Consider the following 17,226-nt stretch of genomic DNA (forward strand, 5'->3'; position numbering starts at 1 on the left):
CTGTACATGGGTTGTGCTTATTACTTTATGAAAGTTTTGAAATTCATCATCAATGTAATAAAAAAACATTTCAAAAGGGAAAAATGCTAAATACTTCAAAACCTGTTATAACACGACAGGTTTTGACGCTTTATAGTCATAGCTTTGCAGGGATAATTCAAAATATGGGGAAAATACCTATTTGATAATTACCTGATTTGATATAAATTGTCACCATAAAACAACAAATGCCATGCGAAAAATTTATTTTACCGCTGTCTCATTATGTATATGCCAGTTAGTAGTTTCCCAAATCCCTAACTTGCCAGATATTTCCAGACCACAAACAAGTGGTTTAGGTAATTATTACAATAATAATTATGGAAGTCCGACAGCCCGTAAAAGCTACACACCAACCATGCCCAGCCATTCACGTTCCGTACAGTCCAATGATTATGATACACGGGTAAATTCAAGGAACAATGCAATTATGCAGGATATAGAACGGGATATAGCAGAAGTTCGACAAGCAGAATTCAGGCGTTGGGTAGAAAACGGCAGAAATATGCCTTTTGATTTGCCCTCACTCTCAGGAAAAGCAGGAACACAATCGTACTATGATGCCTATAACAAGCTCACAGCGATGGATTCCGAAAATTACTCATTAGGAGATGTCAATTTCACCGTAGAAAATGCTTTTTATGATAACAAGCAAGATTTGAAAAGTTTCAAGTCTGGAATCCAAAAAACTGCCAAACAATTATTGCAGAAAATGAAAGAACGCAAACAGGACACAGAAAGTAATGTTTCCAAGAACCTGATGCTGTTTGAATACTTTTCCAAAGATATGAATCTGGGAGGAACAACCCACAAAGCCTTTGAGTATGATTTCAAGGATTATATGGGTGAAAAGGATTGGAGCAAGATGTTTGTATCAAAACTCCTAAAAACTGGTTCAGGGCAGTGCCACTCATTGCCACAATATTACCTGATGCTGGCAGAAGCTATGGGAGCAGAAGCCTATTTGTCATTAGCTCCGAACCACTCCTATGTTCGGTTTATGGATGATGAAATGCAGTACAGAAACATCGAACTTACCAATGGAATGTTTTCTACTGATACCTCATTGCTTGAATCTGGCTACATCAAATCCGAAGCTTTACAGAGTAAAATCTACATGGATAACCTCACTAAAAAAGAACTTCTGGGAATGGCATATTTTGATTTGGCAAGAGGATATGTCCGCAAGTTCGGTTATGATGAATTTGTAAACAAGGTCATAGACAAGGCATTGGAACTCTATCCCAACGGAATTGCTCCAAATATGGAAAAGGCAAATGTGGAGCAGGTAAGGTTGCTGTCTGGATTAAAAAGATTGGGAATCAATCCTGACGATAAAAGAGATATTGAGAGAGCGAGTTATTTTCCCAGAGCCAATGAACTGTTTCAACAGCTTCAAGAGCAAGACAAGAAGATTGATGAACTTGGCTATACTGAAATGCCTGCATATGCTTACGAATCATGGCTGGCAGGTTTGAAGACAGAAAAGAACAAACAGGAAAGCGAGGCACTTTTACAAAAAATACACCTGTACCAACTGCAAAAGCAAAAGGAAAGACAGGAGCAAGAAACAGTGAAAAAGGCACAGGAAAAGAAAAAACAGGACACAAAACCAAAATATATTCCCATAGATCCCAATAAATTATGATGAAAAGATTTTTACAAATCAGAAACTTGTTCCTTGCAGCCTTACTTATTGCATGGCTGGGTTCAGGAACTGTCAAGGCACAAAACAATCAGTTCTACAATGATTCCTACCAGACCATTGACAATATGCTGAATAATAAACAGCCCTACAGCTTCAAAGAAGCCGTTTTTAGCGTGGAAAATGCATATTATCAGGGTAAGTTAGACGTTGACAAATTAAACGAAGAAATAGGCTTTTTAAAGAACTTCGCAAACTCAATTTTAAAGAGCCGAGATCTAACTTATAAAGAATCTGACAAAGACAAGGTAAGTAAATACGCAACAGTGTATTCCATTATGTGCCAAACACTTCCAATTGCATACAAGGACACTGTAATACAGTACAAACCGTTTTCTTATGATTTTACAGATGTGTTCGGACATAATGATATTAGCAACCTGTTCGTTTCAAAACTATTAGCAACGAAAAAAGGTAATTGTAATTCAATGCCGTATCTGTATAAAATTTTAGCTGAAGAAATCGGAGTAGATGCAAATTTGGCGTTAGCACCGAATCACGTTTACATCAAACATAACATCAAAGCAGGAGGTTGGTTTAATACAGAGCTTACAAGCGGTATATTTCCCATTGATGCGTGGCTGACAGCTTCGGGTTACATTCATTTGGATGCCATTAAAAATGGTGTGTTTATGAAAGCCTTGAACAATAAGGAAAGTTTGGCACTATGCTTATTTGATTTAGCACAGGCATACAACCGAAGTTTCCCGAATAATGACGGAGAATTTGTTTTGAAAACGGTCAACAGAGCCTTAGAGGTTTATCCGAATTTCGCCAAAGCATTGATATTAAGAGCTGAAACTCACAAAGAACAGTTTGAAAAGCTTATGGATAGGCATAACCTGAAAACAGATAATGCTGAAAACTTGAAACTCGTACAACAACAAGACCCAAAAGCCAAAGAACTGTTTGAATTGATGAACAAAGAATACGGACATATTTATGAAATAGGTTACAGGCAGATGCCCGAAGAAATGTATTTAGATTGGCTCGTGTCACTGAAAACTGAAAGAGAAAAATTTGAAAACAAAAAATTATTAGATAACTTTACAAAATAACCAAATGAGAAAAATTTTATTAATTGTCTTTGCCATATTTGTAGGATTTTTACAGGCACAGACAAAGAAACAGACCACCACAAAGCAGAAAACAGAAAAGAAATGGGTAAATCCTGTTAAACTGTCAAAAGAAGAGCGTAGCCGTCCGTATATGGATGAAGTTTTGAAAACTCGAGATTCATTAACACCGCAGGAAGCAGAAAGACGTAGAAAAAATATTGCTGTCGGAAATCCTTTTGCAAAGTATGGAGTTTATCCGAAAATTGCAACCCTTAGCAAAGGAAAGTATCTGGAATTTCATGATATGGATAGTATTGTGAGTATTGGTTCAGTACGATTCAACAGAAAGACGAAATCTATCACAGAGTTTAGAGAAATTGATTTGAGCGACCCTGATGCACAGCCGTATTTAGATACAGCAGGACGTTGGATAAGCCCTGATCCACTTAGTGAAGAATTTCCGAGCTGGTCTCCGTATAATTATGCATTTAATAATCCGCTGAAATTTGTTGATCCAGATGGTAGAGCACCAGAAGAGGTAAACGGATGTTGTTGGTGGCTTAGACTAATGCCATTATTTGAGGAATCATCTATCAAGCCAACTGTTATTGAAACACTTACTAAAACAGGTGAGGCTGGAACTAAGCAGAGCGAAGCAGTTACCAAAGCTCAACAAGAACATTTTAATTTTGGTAGATATGTTGAAGAAAAGCAACTTGCTGAAATGGGAAAGGAAAAAAACACTCAGACTTTTGAATTTACAGACCCTAAAACAGGAAAGACAGGAAAAACAATTCCTGATGCTATGACAGATAAAGGAGGAACAATTGAAGTAAAGCATGTAGTAAAACAATCCTTTACAAAACAGCTAAGAGGGCAACTCGAAGTTTCAAAAGCGAATGGGCAGGAAGCATTATTAAAACTTAATGAATCAGCAGAAATTACTAAGCCACTTAAAAATTCAGGAATTAATATTCAGAGATATACCCCACCTCCAAGACCGAAAATGGATAATATTAAAGTTACCCCTGCTCCTGCTCCAAAACTGATTCCAGTTCCAAAACCTAAAAACCCATGTGCAGGTATTCCAGGTTGTGCATAATTTAAAATTTATTATATTTAAAAATGAATAATGTTGATAGATTGCTTGAAGCAATTAAAGAACAGGCTGAAAAGTTCTTACTTGAAAATGGTGAATTTGCTCCATATGCCACATATGTTAGAGCAAACGGAAATCTTACTTATATTTCCGCTTACTCAGAATCAACTGATTCAAAAGAAATGTATGATATTTTGGTAGCGGGCGCTTATGACGATTTGAAAGATGAAGATGTGCGGGTTTATGCGATTGCTATGGACGGGAAATATCAGGAAAAAGATGTCTTAGTTATTGAGTTTATCCTTTCACCTGAACAAATTTATCAACAAATCTATCCTTATATAGTAGAAGATAAAAAAGTAATATTTGGAGAGAATTTATTCAAGAAATCATGAAAACTAACCCATATTTGACTTTTAAAGATAATGAACTAGCAAAATCGAAAATTTTAGCCAGAGAGCTTAATATTTCTGGAAATGACTTCATTACCATTCAAAATTGGTTTGACTTATTACTTTTGAAGCATGAAGAAGCAACTAGTGATAAGGAGCTACAATTAAAAACGGAAAAAGAGTTGGAAACCCAATTCAACGAATTGATTTCTTCTGAAATTGAAAGGAAAAGCTACAAATACATCCTCCCTAAATTATTGAATTATAATAATGAATTTAATGGTGCATTTTTAAGATCACTTTATGTAGCAAGATTAGGAGCTTTACTTGAAAACAATCTAATTCCTAAATTTGTAAATGACAAGATGATTGTATATTCACCAGAAGATTTCTTTCATGTTACAATGTATCTAAAAGATAATTACTTTGTTTCTCCCAATAGTAATTTTTTGGAAGACACTTTAAAGATAGAACATGTTCGTAGTATTTTTAAGCAGGCTACAACTAAAGTTAAATTTGAAACTTTGAGGAACATACTGCATATCATATATCAGAAAAGTTTTCATCATGATATTGTTTGTTTCAAAAAGATTCTAAAATTAGTGTCTGAAGCTGATATAGAATTAATTGATTATTTGAAGAAATTTCAAGTAGAGAATAAGCAAGGATGCTATAAGATTATTAATGGCATCTTGAATTTAGACTTAGCAGAGGACAAGTGGGATGATTTTCTGATTAAAGTTCAACTCATTAATTTTTTAGATACAGCCAGAAATGCTAATCCAACACCAAGTTGGAACAAGAAAATTCAAGAACTATCCGTAACTGTTGGTAACGATAAACTTTTACAAACTGCAAATGCCGTTTTAGAGAATGAAAATTGTAAAATCCATGAGTTTGATTACGGTGCGCAATGGAGTGATGATGTAGCAAAAAGATTTTTAAAATCTGCACAATGGATAAAAAGATTTTGTCATGAATAACAGTGCAAAAATTGAAGAAAACAAGCTTTATGAATACAACCTATACAAAGCTGAAAATACCTTGTGGTACTTCAATAACCTGATTAAAAGTAGTTGTAAGGATTACACAGCAGTAAAATTCATGGATTCTAATGTGTATGTATGGTTGGAAAATGTCAAAATTGAAGGAGATTATTATATTGGAGAATTGGCAGAAAATGGCAACACTCAAAAAGTTCCAATAAATGATGCCATAGATTGGGTGATTATTGAAAATGGACGATTGATTGGCGGATATACAATAAGGCATTACAGAAATACTCTTGATGATGAAGCAAAAATGAACTTTGATATTGATTTTGGAGTAAAAATTGATGATGGAAATGATTTTTTTAAACCAGATTTGACAACACCCGAAGGCGCAATTATCAAGATTGAGAATTATTATACAGAACAAAATTTGGAAGGTGTAATTTCCTGTAAAGATTTTGAAAAGGAAGCCGAAAATTTACTAGGAGAAAGAGGAGCAATCATTACCGAAGAGATAAAAAATAAAATAGCGGAAGCATTAAAATCGTCTTTGATTGAAACTTATCAATCAAATGAGTTTCCATATTTCGAAAACATAAAAAGGTGTTTTACTCTATTAGAAGAAAAAGAGGATCAGCGATTAATTGAAGAAAAAGTTATCTTGCAAAACGGAAATTTTACATTCAACAATTTATGGGTATGGCAATCTAAAGAAGGAGATTGGAAAGTTTTGAATCTCGTAGAATAAATACAATTTTAACGAATAACAAACATAGACTATTAAAAATGATAGACCTCATAAGAATACTTGAAGAGCCATTTAAACAAATAGGTGCTATTATTAAGCAGAATACAGCATTAAAAAGATATTGTATTGTTATGCTAATATTTTTTGGACTCACTACATTTGGAATTTTAATCTATTCAAATGTATTTGTACATGTATCTGATGTAGAAGAGTATAATTTCTTAATTAATGGCTTATTGCCCTTTTTTGCAGTCCCATTTGGATTGCTACTTTTCATTCTGTATTTCTCTATTGCTACACCGACACCAAGCAAAGAAGAACAAGAAATCATTAAAATTAATGTTGAAAGGGAAGAAATAAAAACAAAAATTGAGAGCAAAAATCAATTAGAAATATTTGACACAATCCAACTAAGCCTTAATCAGCTAAATGAATACTATACAATTAATAAAGCTCAAGCTAAAAGCAGCTTTAATTGGAGTATTTTAGCAATTGTTTTGGGATTAACTCTAATTATTGCTGGAATTATTTTGTTCTACACTAATACAAATCCAAATATCAACATTACAATTTTAACAGGAATAGCAGGAATTTTATTAGAATTTATTGGTGGGGCTTATTTCATTATGTATAAGAAAAGTTTGGAACAGGTTAATTTCTTCTTTGCTCAGTTAATCAAAGTACAAGATACAATGCTATCAATAAATTTAGCAAATAAGGTTGAGGATGATAGTAAAAAAACTGAAATGACAGAGAAAATAATTGTTTCACTACTTGAAAGAAGTTTGAAATAAAATGAAAAGTAAACAGGCTCAAAACAAGGTAAATCGTGTTGTATAATTGTATTAATTAAATTTTATCAAAATGAAATTGAACATTAACTACAACGGGGCGATTTTTGAAGCTTACGTTACAAAGGAAAAATATTCCTACATTTTCAGACTGCAAAGATGCGGTGGTTTTATTGAATATTATGAGCCGTTTGGCTTCGGCAGGTTTAAATGTTCTATCCAATGTAGGTTAAAACATTACAAGGATTTTAAAAAAAGAATTTTTAACGGCAATTCTACTCCGAAAAAGTTTAAACCCATCAATTCTTTAACTTAGTACAAAACAGAAACAGGCTTGTTTTAAGCCTGTTTTCATGTTATTTACTTAGTTTATAGCTTTTGCAAAGTCTTATTATTGGCAATCTTCCCAATGTTCAGCGTCCTTGCTTAGGCAAGACTTATTAATTTCAAGTTTCTCAAACTGTTCTCTACTCCATTCATCAAATAAAAAATATCGGAGTTTTTTTTCAATTTTCTTAAATGTGACATTAGAGTAAGGGTTAATATTTATTGTAACATTAATTTTGTTTTCTGATTCTTCTTCAACACAAACATCAGCCACTACTTTAGAGTCTTTATATACCCATATCTGCTCTTCACAGTCCATTTCAAAATACAAGCCTTTAGCTTCATTCCTTAACCTTTCTTCCAATTCACGTTGATAGGTGACTTGTGCGAGTAATAATTCCTGTTCAAATTTTTTAAAATCAAATGTTTTCATAGTTTTCTTGTTCGTTTTTTCGTTTTTAACCTGAGTTTTTTTGTTGAGATTTTTCATAATAAAATTGATTTTTAATTTATTGTTATACATTTTGTTAATTAAAGTTTGGACATGACAATACCATCCTAAGTTTTTATTTAGGACGTATTTTGGATTACATTTTATGTTATCTGATTATAAATTCAAATAATTCTAACTTGAATTATTTGGATTTTTAGGAAAGATTAAATTTTTCATTTTATAATATTTTAAATTGGTTTCTAAAATTTTAATTTTTCTTATAAAAGCAAAAACACTACCTCGTTTAACTGAGATAGTGCTTAATTGCTTTGATTTTAAAAACATCAAAAATCATGCCAAAAACACAAACTGAACCAATATTAACATAGCATTGCAAAGTGCGCTAAAAACCACCTTAAAATACCCTATAAAAACTTTAGTAGAAATACAATATTTAATCAATTGAAATCCTCGGCACATTCCCGAAATTATTGTAAAATACAGATTCAATTTGCTCAGTCACAACAGGAATATTTTCTTCTGTAGTAGCAATGCAGTCGTGAACGCTAAAAACAGGAATCTTTCTCTTATGATTTTTGATAAGCGGCTTAGCCACTTGGTCAATCATAAGGCTACCTTCTAAATCAAAAAGTGATTTTGCTACTGCTTTATAATTTTGTCTTTTCTTGGTGGTTAGAATATCCCATAGTATCGGAAATTTCTCAGCAAACACTTGTTGAACCTCTGTAAATTGGCTAATCATTCCGAATAGCATCATGATAAATAGTTGTTTGGCTAAAGCTCTGTCATGCTCATAACTTTCAACGTATCTTTTATCAAGATAACTCATAAACATATCAGACCATTTTTCAGCGTACTTTTCTTTCAAAGGCTCAATAAATATATCATAGACCGTTCCTTCAATACATAAATTTTTGAAGTCTTCAATCTCCCTATCCATGAGGGTTTTCAAGTCTTCTGAACACATATAAATAGAAAGACTAGATTGTAGACGACTTACTCTCTTGGAGGTCATTCTAATGTTGATAACACTGAAAAGATTAGAAAGAAGATATGGTACACAATTCTTCAAATCAATTTCAATTAGTTTTCCCCCTTTGTAGATAAGGTTTTGTCTGATTTCCTTATTGAGATAAGAAAATGAAGTGTATAGCCTTCCTTTTGTTTTATAATCTTTTTTTCCTGTTTTCTTATTGTTCGAGCTTGTTTTATTTCTAGAAAATATATAATCTCCATTCATGAATTGAGCCATCTTTTTCAAAGCCATAAGGTAGCTACTGTAAGACTTCAAATCACTTTTAATTGGTTCTCCATGTGACTTTTTTAAAGGATAATTAGCTAACTCAAAATATCTCTCAAATAAATCGTTTTCAGTTTTATCGCTATCAATAGCAAAATCGGTATTAACAAAAAAATCACTCAATGGCTTTTCATATTTCTTCGTATAGCTTGAATTGAACTTTTTATTTTGATGTTTATGAACCCCTTTCATTTGAATCACTTCTACAATGATTCTTGAATAACGATATGGAACAACCAAGCCATAGCCAAAGCAAGTTTTCTCTTGATAGGGGGTTCGATAGATTATTTTTTCATCCCTCAAAAGTTCAATGTATTTTGAATAGTCTGTACCGATTGTTTCAACCCAATAATTTCGCGATAAAAAACTTTGATTAAAATAATTTACAACCTCAGTATTTCCATTGAAAGCAACAGATTTAAAGACGATTGAATGTAAAATAAATTTAACAATATTCATGTCAAATTTTTCAATCTTCTCTTTACCTGAAAGTTCGATATGTTCGTAATTGACTGAGCTTGGCAAAAGTGTCATCATTTCATTGTTTTTAATACTTTGTGTCATTTTTTATATAATTTTGTGTCCTTAAACCATTACAGGAATAAGGAAAGGTTAATAATTGACTTCTAGCAATAGCAACAACCCACACAGGTGTTGCCAATGCTTAAAATCGTTCAATAAAATTTTAGGTATTTGTAGGAAGGTGCAGAAAAAGAAAATCTTCTTTTAATATATTACTTTTTTTCTTTCTCTTTTAATTGATAAAATTACCGCTTACTCTGTTTTTTTAGAATTATAAATATAATTCAAGACATCACTTTTCCTGTAAATAGGACTTTTACCAGACTTACCAACAGGCTTTAATAAACCTTTTTTGTCCCAAAGCCAAATAGTTGTTCTTTTCTTTTTAGTAAGTTCGCAGACCTCAGAGATTAAAAGATGTTCATCTTTTTCTGATTCCGCAGAATCTTTGTCTTTACCTTCTAATTTTGAAATTAATAAATCTAATTTCTCGTCTGTTTTGTTTTCTGACGGAAAGGCACTCACTAATTGAGTGATAATTTCCAAGAATTTTTCTTGTTTCATAATGTTTTATTTAAAATTATGATACAAAAATACTTTAGTGAATTATCCTTAATCAATGCCTGTACCTAAATAGGGACAAAAAAGGGACTCAAAAAAATTAAATTAGATATTTAACCTCTTTTTTGGGAGGCTTACAATCTCTCATTAAAGTTTTTTGAATAGTATCTTTTTTAAACTTTTTGTAATCTTCTTCATCATAAAACATAAAGTTTTTAATTATCCATTCCGAAACCTGCTCTTTACTATCAGCAATTAGATGACCTTCATCATAACGTTGTTTAAGAAAATACACAAGCATATTAGAACCGCCTCTGAAAGTAATTTCTTTAACTACATTAGTCAATTCACCAAAAATTAGTTTTCTAAAAGATTCGTTAAATTCTTCGGGAATATATGGAGAGAGTGAATCAAATACATTTTCTGGATAAAGAAATTTTAGTGGTTCTTGGCTTTTAGTAACTTTTTTAGTAGTTGGCTGTTTATTATCTAAAAAATCAGGATAATCAAACCTTAGATTCATCGCTAATTTTGTAATGTTATCTTTATAATTTGCAAGTATTTCCAATTTTGAATAATATTCATTTGCTAATTTTTCCAGTCTCTTATTTATAAAGCTATTATCAGACATTCGGAGCTCAACAACTTTAAGGTGAAATTCATTTTTTACGTAAATGTATTTTATATAGTTTTCTAACATTTCAAATTGAAGAGAAAAGTAATTTTGAATTTTTTGCATAGCATTACTTTCAGATAAATCAGGAATTATCTTACTGTAATCATCTAAAAATCCTACTGTAATCTCTTCTTTTTCACTTCGATGTTCATTTTTTCTACCATAGTACCAATAATAAATACGGGAAACATAGGCAAAATAGTTATATGATAGCAGTTTACTGTGATAGAATAGGTTTTGAAACTTTTCAGGTAAATCTGGATTTTTAAAATATTGATAATCTAATTCTATAAACTGTTCGTAGTTGTAGTAAGATTCTTTGAGTTTATCCCAAAAAATCATTTCCATCTTATCGGGATTTTCTGTGTACAATTCTTCAAATGCTGTCTTAATATCAAATGGAAACTGTTCTTTATTGATTGAATAGATGGATTCTAGAAGAGAAATATCTTCATCGAAACTTTCAGGACTTGACATTAAAATATTTTGAAACCTATATCGAAGTTCATTAAGAAAATTGTAAAAATTGTTTATCTTTGCTTTCATAGTTTACTAAACAGGGTTAAACAAATATCGGCAAAAAAGATTTTATTTATTATTTTTGTCTCTTCTTTGTCCCTTCCACAAGTAAACAAAGTTTTAAATCATTGAAAATCAGAATAAAGGGATATTCCTGGAGAAACCACTTGAAAACCTCTAATTTATTTAGAGGTTTTTTTGTTTGTATATCTCGCCCTGAAAAAAATTAATATTTTCAACTCTCCCAATAACTCCTACTCCACTCTCCATTCCTTTAAGGCAATAATTGATAATAAGGATTTAATAAAAATGTCTATATTTGATAGTATCTTTTTATCTAGATTCAAGGATATAAGATCAAAAAACACAAAGACATTATGAAAAAAAACGCCTCCAATTCTGACAGGATTTCGGAGAACCATATTTCAGGCATCCATCGCGTGGTGAAGCTGGATATGGTAATCAATGGAAAACCCGTCAGCCACTTCAAGCATTTTCGCTTACAGCAAAGCACCAGAAGACATCATTATTTTGAACTTATTTTAGCGCATGATTCTTTAGCAGAAGTGCAGAATCACAATCTTGAAGAAGCCAGACAATTTTTAGGAAAACGCCTGACCATAACTTTCAGATATAAAGAGTATGAAAACGAAAGTCCCGAAAGAACTTTTGCCGGAGTAATTACCAAAATAGCATTCAGTCAGGAAAAAATGACTTTGGGAAACATTGTCCTCAAAGGACAGAGTCCTACTATTCTGATGGATGCGGCCCCTCATACCCAAAGCTTTGGGGGAGAGCAGGCAGTGAATACCAGTATCATTGCCGATAAAATAATTAAAGAAGCACTCGGATCAGAAAAATTCGATTTCAGAGTAGAAACGCAGAACAAAAGCTATATCAATTACAGTGCGCAATACTGTGAAACCCACTACAACTATCTCACAAGAATTGCAGAAGCATATGGAGAACAATTCTATTATGATGGAGAAATTCTTCATTTTGGGAAACTTCCACCTAGTGAGAAGCCTATCCAACTCATTGAAGGAAGTAATGTCACTGATACAACAATAGAACTAAAAGCAGTGCACACTAAACCTGAATATTTTGCTTACAATAGCAGCAGCCATTCTAAAATGCTAGGTGTGGATCATAACATCAAACACCTAGGAGATTTATCTGCAAAATCATATGAACTGAATCATGAAATTTTTAAAACCCGATCGCTGGTCCCTGCTCCTATCAATGCCAATATGTTTTTGGATGTTGATGACTCCCAGAAAAGTGCCAGAGGAAGTATTGCTGTAGAAGTTTTCACCGTTTCAGGGAAGACTACTGTTCCGTTTTTATATCCCGGTTGTGTTGTTGACCTATCCATGAGAAAACCTGATAGTAGCCATACTGCACATTTTACTACGCTTATGATTACAGAAGCTAATCATGAGATTGATGCTAGAGGCTATTACACTGGAAGCTTTGAAGCTATTGCAGAGGGAACAGGTTTTATGCCTAAGCCTGATTTCATAACACCAAAAGCGGAGCCTCAAATTGCAACTGTCATATCCAATGTTGATCCTCTAAATCAGGGAAGAATAAAGGTTCGATTTGATTGGCAGGTAAATGACACCACTCATTTTATAAGAATGATGAGTCCGGATGCTGGAGGAACAGATGCGGTAAGTCAAAACAGAGGATTTGTTGCCATACCGGAAGTAGGAGATCAGGTAATGGTAGGTTTTGAATATCATCATCCAGATTTTCCTTTTGCCATGGGAGGCATGTTTCATGGTAAAGTAGGTTTAGGCGGTGGTGGTGATAATCATCTTAAATCCATACAGACCCGCAGCGGTATCAAAGTTTTAATGAATGATGCGCAAAGAAGCGTCACCATTGAAGATCCAAGTGGCAATGTTTATTTTATGGATGGACAAGGGAATATCAATGTTACCGCTCCTAATAAAATAACGATGAATGCTACAAATGTTGAAATTAATGCCAACAATAATTTTGATATTAACGTTGGTAATAATATGACCTCAACAGTGGGAAATACGGTGCTAATGAATTATCTTCAGAAGACGTTAATGAATACTCCTGTTATGCTTCAGACTGTATCTGAGTTATTCCACGCTCAGGCAACAAAAACGATTATCAATACAGAAAATGAATTATTTATTCAGGCAAAGGAAGCTAATGTAGCGGGAACCCAAAAACTATTTATACATTCTGATCAGAATACAATTGTAAATAGTAAGGGGGTTATTGATATGCATGGTAAGCGGGGGAATAATCAGACAAATAAACCTCAAAATTATAAATATATTCCTGTTTATGTAGATGAAAGATGCTTAGTAAGTTTTAGACCCAAAAATGATTGGGAAGGAAAAGGATATGGTTTTGACTGGATTAGAGTTGGAGATACAAAAATTGCAGGAGATATAAATTATGGAAATAGAATAGGGAAATATCGAGATAGTAATGGGGCTCTACGACAATTATATGATAATGATCCCAATCTTTCTCCTGTAAGTTTTTTCGTCAATGACAAAACTGAGTTTGTTAAATTAATGTCATTATTTAACCCTCATGTCTACACCATAAAAAATAAAAAAGGTAAAAAAATAAAGATTAATTATTGTGTTCCTTGGCTAAGTCTATATCCTCAAGTAACAATTAAAAACATTAAACAAAGTAATGGGAAAATTGTTCCAAAAGAGTTTGTCACAACATATAAAAACACTGCAGCTAGGTTACGAGTAATCATTGATATAAAAAAGAAGCCCGAAAAATTAACATTAGAATATGAAAATAAGTTTTTCAACATAACCCATGCTCCTTTTCCTTTAACGATAAGAAAGCATGAATTAGAAATGAACATTACCTGTCTGAAAGAATTTGCCACAGACCAATCTATTAAGGTTATTGCAACTTATAAAGATTCTCAAGGTAAAGAAGAATTATCTTTAGCAGGTAAATTAAAAGTTGCAAAAAATAAAAATAGATATAAAGCCAAAATTGTTTTTATTGAAGTATGGACAAATATTGGCAATGGTATCAAAAAAGCACAACCAACTGGTCGAGATACTGAGCTTACACAATACATGAACCAAGCATTAATAAATCCACATTTTGAAAATAAATTAGCATTAAAATTCCATGAAGATGTTGATTCAATAACGAAACAAAAACATAATCGCAAAACTAATTTTAATAACACGCTTGTTATTGTTGGTTCAAATGCAAAAAAGAGAATTGAAAACGGATGGTCTGACGAAATTTACAATTTTCTAAATAATGAGCTTTATAAAAAATATGATAAAACAAAGAATTATAGAGATTATTATAAAATTTATTTTATAAATGAATCAGCAGGTGGCTTATATGGTATTGGACGAAGTGTAGATAAAGATTTGAGAACAATTATAGTTTACGCAAAGGGATTCAATGACAGCACTGTGGCTCATGAAACTTTACATTCTTTAGGTTTATATCATAGCTTTGATAATGACGGAGAATTTACTCTTGAACAAAATATTACTGATAATATAATGGACTATTCTGATATGGCAACTCCTCCTGTACCTGTTATTAGCATTTATCATTGGCAATGGAAAAAAGCACAAAAAAGATGTGAAAAAGAATAATTTGTTTAAAAAATAATAATATTTATAAATAAAATGAAAAACCTAATTTATATAATCTTACTATTCCTATTTTTTTCTTGCGAAGGACAAAATAAAAAAGAAAGTACCCAAGATAAATCCAATATACTGCACCCTATAAAACATTCAACTATGCGTACACAAAACAATTATAAAAATCTTATTAATGATAAAGTAGAATATTTTGACATAAAATATTTTGACAATCATAAAGATGAAGCAGAAAATTTAATTTACATAGACAAATTCGGTGCAGAAATAAAAATATTTGGAGATAAAGAAAGTGGATACTTTAATGACACAACTCCCAAAAACTCTTTATTTACAATTCATAAAGAATATAATTATAAGGGAGTTATTCGTCAAAAATGGGTAAATTTCAAAAATGGCATTGGAGCTGTAGGTATCAAATATGAGTTTGATGATTCTGAAAAACTTATTAAACAAATAGATACAGACAAAGATTTTAAAATAACACCTGACGATATTATCAATTATTGTAACAAAAATAATATTGATTTACATAATGAATATACTTCAATAAGTCGAGGAGTTAATGATATAATTAAAAAAAGCACTTGGGAAATAGAATATAGAGGAAAATATGACGGTAAATATGGTGCAAGTATAATAATTGAGCTCGATGGTAATACTGGTGAGCTTCAAAAGGTAACTTGCATCAATGGCAAGCATAACGATTCTGTTGAAATTCTATATAAAAAAAAATAATCTTCTAATGCCACAAAAAATCACTGATACCGCTCAATTATCATGTAACCAAGGAACAATGCCAAGTAATCTAAGTGTTACAAGCCAGAACTTCTCAACCGCAGAAGGAAAATATATTGCCACTGAACACGATAAGCAAGCGAATGTAAACATAAAACCTTTCGGACAATGTAAATTAAAACCTACTATTGGAAGATACTTACCTTGTTTACCTGTTCCAACGGCTTGGCAAAAGACAACAGAAAAAGATACAATCAACAATTATAAAATTATCACTGAGGATTCTTTCTGTATATGTAATATTGGTGGTAAAATTGAAATAACAGATAAAGGGCACAGTGAAAAACATGAAATTTTATAGTTCTCATCAATTAAAATCAGGCTGTTCTCATCCTTAAAATAAAAAGCACAATCCAATTGATTGTGCTTGCTTTTTTTATGAAGTAATATTTACTCAGAATCATGTTCAATAATTGCCTGTACCCTCATCAAACTATCTTTTAAATCGGGAAGCCCGTAATAGTTATTCTTTTGAAATACTGAAACAATATTTCTATCTTTTACAACACTGTTATAAAGCACACTCTCGGCATTCCATACAGCATTTCCTGAATTAATACCGGCAAAATCCAAGTAAAAAGGATCGACTGTATTGCCTATATAAGCGAGTATTTTATATTTTTCATCCGATGTAAAACTAGAATTATCTTTTAAAGCATATCCAAAATTTTCTAAGGCAGTCAAAAGTCTGTTTTCATCTGATTTTGTATGATCTTTTATATACTTCAACAATTCTGTTCTTATCTCTAATTCTCCTTTACAATTTTTAGTAAAAATAATATCACCAATGTCGGAAGAGGTTTGATAATCTGCAAGATAATCATTCATGGTAAGGTCATTGAATTTGGACTCTTTTGTATATCCAAAGATTTTTACAATTGACTTTACAAATCTTTTATCGTTCTCTACCATCCATTCTACATAAGATTTATTATTATTGAATAAATAACTATTTCTAGCAACAATGGTTTTAATATTTTGTTTTCTTATATTTTTTAAATTGGCAATATCTTTCCAATAATATAGGTTGATATCGGCTGGGGCCCTATTATACTTAGCTTCTTTTTCATATTGTGACATTTCAGCATTTTTGGTATAATCAAATACTTCCGGAATACTGTATAAATCCGATATGAAAAGTCCATTTTTAAAAATATAAGTGCTGTAAGGATCTACATCTGTCGTATTCGAATTTTTAAAAAATTGAAAATCTCTCGAGCACTTGTCTTCAAAATTGAGATGCAAATATTTAGAGTCCGACTTAGGATCAATTATTCTTTTGAAGACTGTATTAACTTTACTAATAAACTCTTCTCTGCTTGGTTTTTGATATCCATTACCTTCTAATTCTTTTGATATAATTGATTCAGTTGCCTCTAAATCTCTTAATGAAAAAGTATAAGTGGCATAATCTGTTTCATTTTTCTCTCCGCTTACACCTGCTGATAATTGTGACTTAAGTACAGGAAGAAAAGATGCTTCCTTACTCCATGCTATATTTTGTGAATGCAATAGGTTCAATATTAATATAGCTAAGGAAATTATAATCTTTTTTGTCATTATTGTGTTTTAAAATAAAAGCACAGTTAGATTCA

At 31.8% G+C, this 17,226-nt stretch carries 16 protein-coding genes; 11 read left to right on the top strand and 5 right to left on the bottom strand.

Annotated features, from left to right (window positions below):
- The first annotated feature begins 232 nt into the window (after positions 1 to 232).
- The 8 genes from ACL9RH_RS11665 (at position 233) to ACL9RH_RS11700 (ending at position 7,057) form a co-directional block, all read left to right on the top strand.
- On the top strand, positions 233 to 1,687 hold the full coding sequence (locus tag ACL9RH_RS11665) for a hypothetical protein (protein ID WP_422693535.1): 1,455 nt from the start codon (positions 233 to 235) through the stop codon (positions 1,685 to 1,687).
- Positions 1,684 to 2,802 (top strand): hypothetical protein, encoded by a 1,119-nt coding sequence (locus ACL9RH_RS11670; protein ID WP_422693536.1) that lies wholly within the window; start codon positions 1,684 to 1,686, stop codon positions 2,800 to 2,802. Before ACL9RH_RS11665 ends, ACL9RH_RS11670 begins: the two co-directional genes overlap by 4 nt.
- 4 nt (positions 2,803 to 2,806) lie before the next feature.
- Complete coding sequence (locus ACL9RH_RS11675) at positions 2,807 to 3,904, top strand: RHS repeat-associated core domain-containing protein (RefSeq protein WP_422693537.1); 1,098 nt, start codon at positions 2,807 to 2,809, stop codon at positions 3,902 to 3,904.
- Positions 3,905 to 3,927: 23 nt separating this feature from the next.
- On the top strand, positions 3,928 to 4,296 hold the full coding sequence (locus ACL9RH_RS11680) for a hypothetical protein (RefSeq protein WP_422693538.1): 369 nt from the start codon (positions 3,928 to 3,930) through the stop codon (positions 4,294 to 4,296).
- The gene (locus ACL9RH_RS11685) at positions 4,293 to 5,276 is read left to right on the top strand and encodes a hypothetical protein (protein ID WP_422693539.1); all 984 of its coding nucleotides are present in this window, start codon (positions 4,293 to 4,295) and stop codon (positions 5,274 to 5,276) included. Before ACL9RH_RS11680 ends, ACL9RH_RS11685 begins: the two co-directional genes overlap by 4 nt.
- Positions 5,269 to 6,033 carry a DUF2314 domain-containing protein gene (locus ACL9RH_RS11690; RefSeq protein ID WP_422693540.1) on the top strand — a complete coding sequence of 255 codons (765 nt, stop codon included), beginning with the start codon at positions 5,269 to 5,271 and terminating at the stop codon, positions 6,031 to 6,033. Before ACL9RH_RS11685 ends, ACL9RH_RS11690 begins: the two co-directional genes overlap by 8 nt.
- Before the next feature lie 38 nt (positions 6,034 to 6,071).
- Entirely contained in the window at positions 6,072 to 6,827 is a 756-nt protein-coding gene (locus ACL9RH_RS11695) for a TRADD-N-associated membrane domain-containing protein (protein ID WP_422693541.1), read from the top strand.
- 104 nt (positions 6,828 to 6,931) lie between these two features.
- Positions 6,932 to 7,057, top strand: coding sequence for a hypothetical protein (locus tag ACL9RH_RS11700; protein WP_422693542.1), 126 nt, complete (start codon positions 6,932 to 6,934; stop codon positions 7,055 to 7,057).
- 158 nt (positions 7,058 to 7,215) lie between these two features.
- On the opposite strand, the gene ACL9RH_RS11705 is transcribed toward ACL9RH_RS11700, so the two are convergent.
- From ACL9RH_RS11705 to ACL9RH_RS11720, 4 genes are all read right to left on the bottom strand, one after another.
- Positions 7,216 to 7,641 carry a hypothetical protein gene (locus tag ACL9RH_RS11705; protein WP_422693543.1) on the bottom strand — a complete coding sequence of 142 codons (426 nt, stop codon included), beginning with the start codon at positions 7,639 to 7,641 and terminating at the stop codon, positions 7,216 to 7,218.
- A gap of 397 nt (positions 7,642 to 8,038) precedes the next feature.
- Positions 8,039 to 9,469: a hypothetical protein gene (locus tag ACL9RH_RS11710; protein ID WP_422693544.1), complete on the bottom strand. Its 1,431-nt coding sequence runs from the start codon at positions 9,467 to 9,469 to the stop codon at positions 8,039 to 8,041.
- 210 nt (positions 9,470 to 9,679) lie between these two features.
- A complete protein-coding gene (locus ACL9RH_RS11715; RefSeq protein ID WP_422693545.1) occupies positions 9,680 to 9,991 on the bottom strand; it encodes a helix-turn-helix transcriptional regulator in 312 nt (103 codons plus the stop codon).
- Between the two features lie 97 nt (positions 9,992 to 10,088).
- Positions 10,089 to 11,141: a hypothetical protein gene (locus ACL9RH_RS11720; RefSeq protein ID WP_422693546.1), complete on the bottom strand. Its 1,053-nt coding sequence runs from the start codon at positions 11,139 to 11,141 to the stop codon at positions 10,089 to 10,091.
- 419 nt (positions 11,142 to 11,560) lie between these two features.
- Here ACL9RH_RS11720 and ACL9RH_RS11725 point away from each other — a divergent pair, with 419 nt between their 5' ends.
- The 3 genes from ACL9RH_RS11725 to ACL9RH_RS11735 are packed head-to-tail and all read left to right on the top strand — an operon-like array spanning position 11,561 to position 15,932.
- Positions 11,561 to 14,824 carry a phage baseplate assembly protein V gene (locus tag ACL9RH_RS11725; protein ID WP_422693547.1) on the top strand — a complete coding sequence of 1,088 codons (3,264 nt, stop codon included), beginning with the start codon at positions 11,561 to 11,563 and terminating at the stop codon, positions 14,822 to 14,824.
- Between the two features lie 33 nt (positions 14,825 to 14,857).
- Positions 14,858 to 15,571 carry a hypothetical protein gene (locus ACL9RH_RS11730; protein WP_422693548.1) on the top strand — a complete coding sequence of 238 codons (714 nt, stop codon included), beginning with the start codon at positions 14,858 to 14,860 and terminating at the stop codon, positions 15,569 to 15,571.
- A 7-nt stretch (positions 15,572 to 15,578) separates the two neighbouring features.
- On the top strand, positions 15,579 to 15,932 hold the full coding sequence (locus ACL9RH_RS11735) for a DUF4280 domain-containing protein (RefSeq protein ID WP_422693549.1): 354 nt from the start codon (positions 15,579 to 15,581) through the stop codon (positions 15,930 to 15,932).
- Between the two features lie 89 nt (positions 15,933 to 16,021).
- Here ACL9RH_RS11735 and ACL9RH_RS11740 read toward each other — a convergent pair whose 3' ends face one another.
- Positions 16,022 to 17,191, bottom strand: coding sequence for a hypothetical protein (locus ACL9RH_RS11740; RefSeq protein ID WP_422693550.1), 1,170 nt, complete (start codon positions 17,189 to 17,191; stop codon positions 16,022 to 16,024).
- Between the last annotated feature and the right edge of the window lie 35 nt (positions 17,192 to 17,226).

The organism is Chryseobacterium sp. Mn2064, from assembly GCF_049319685.1.
Lineage (GTDB): Bacteria > Bacteroidota > Bacteroidia > Flavobacteriales > Weeksellaceae > Chryseobacterium.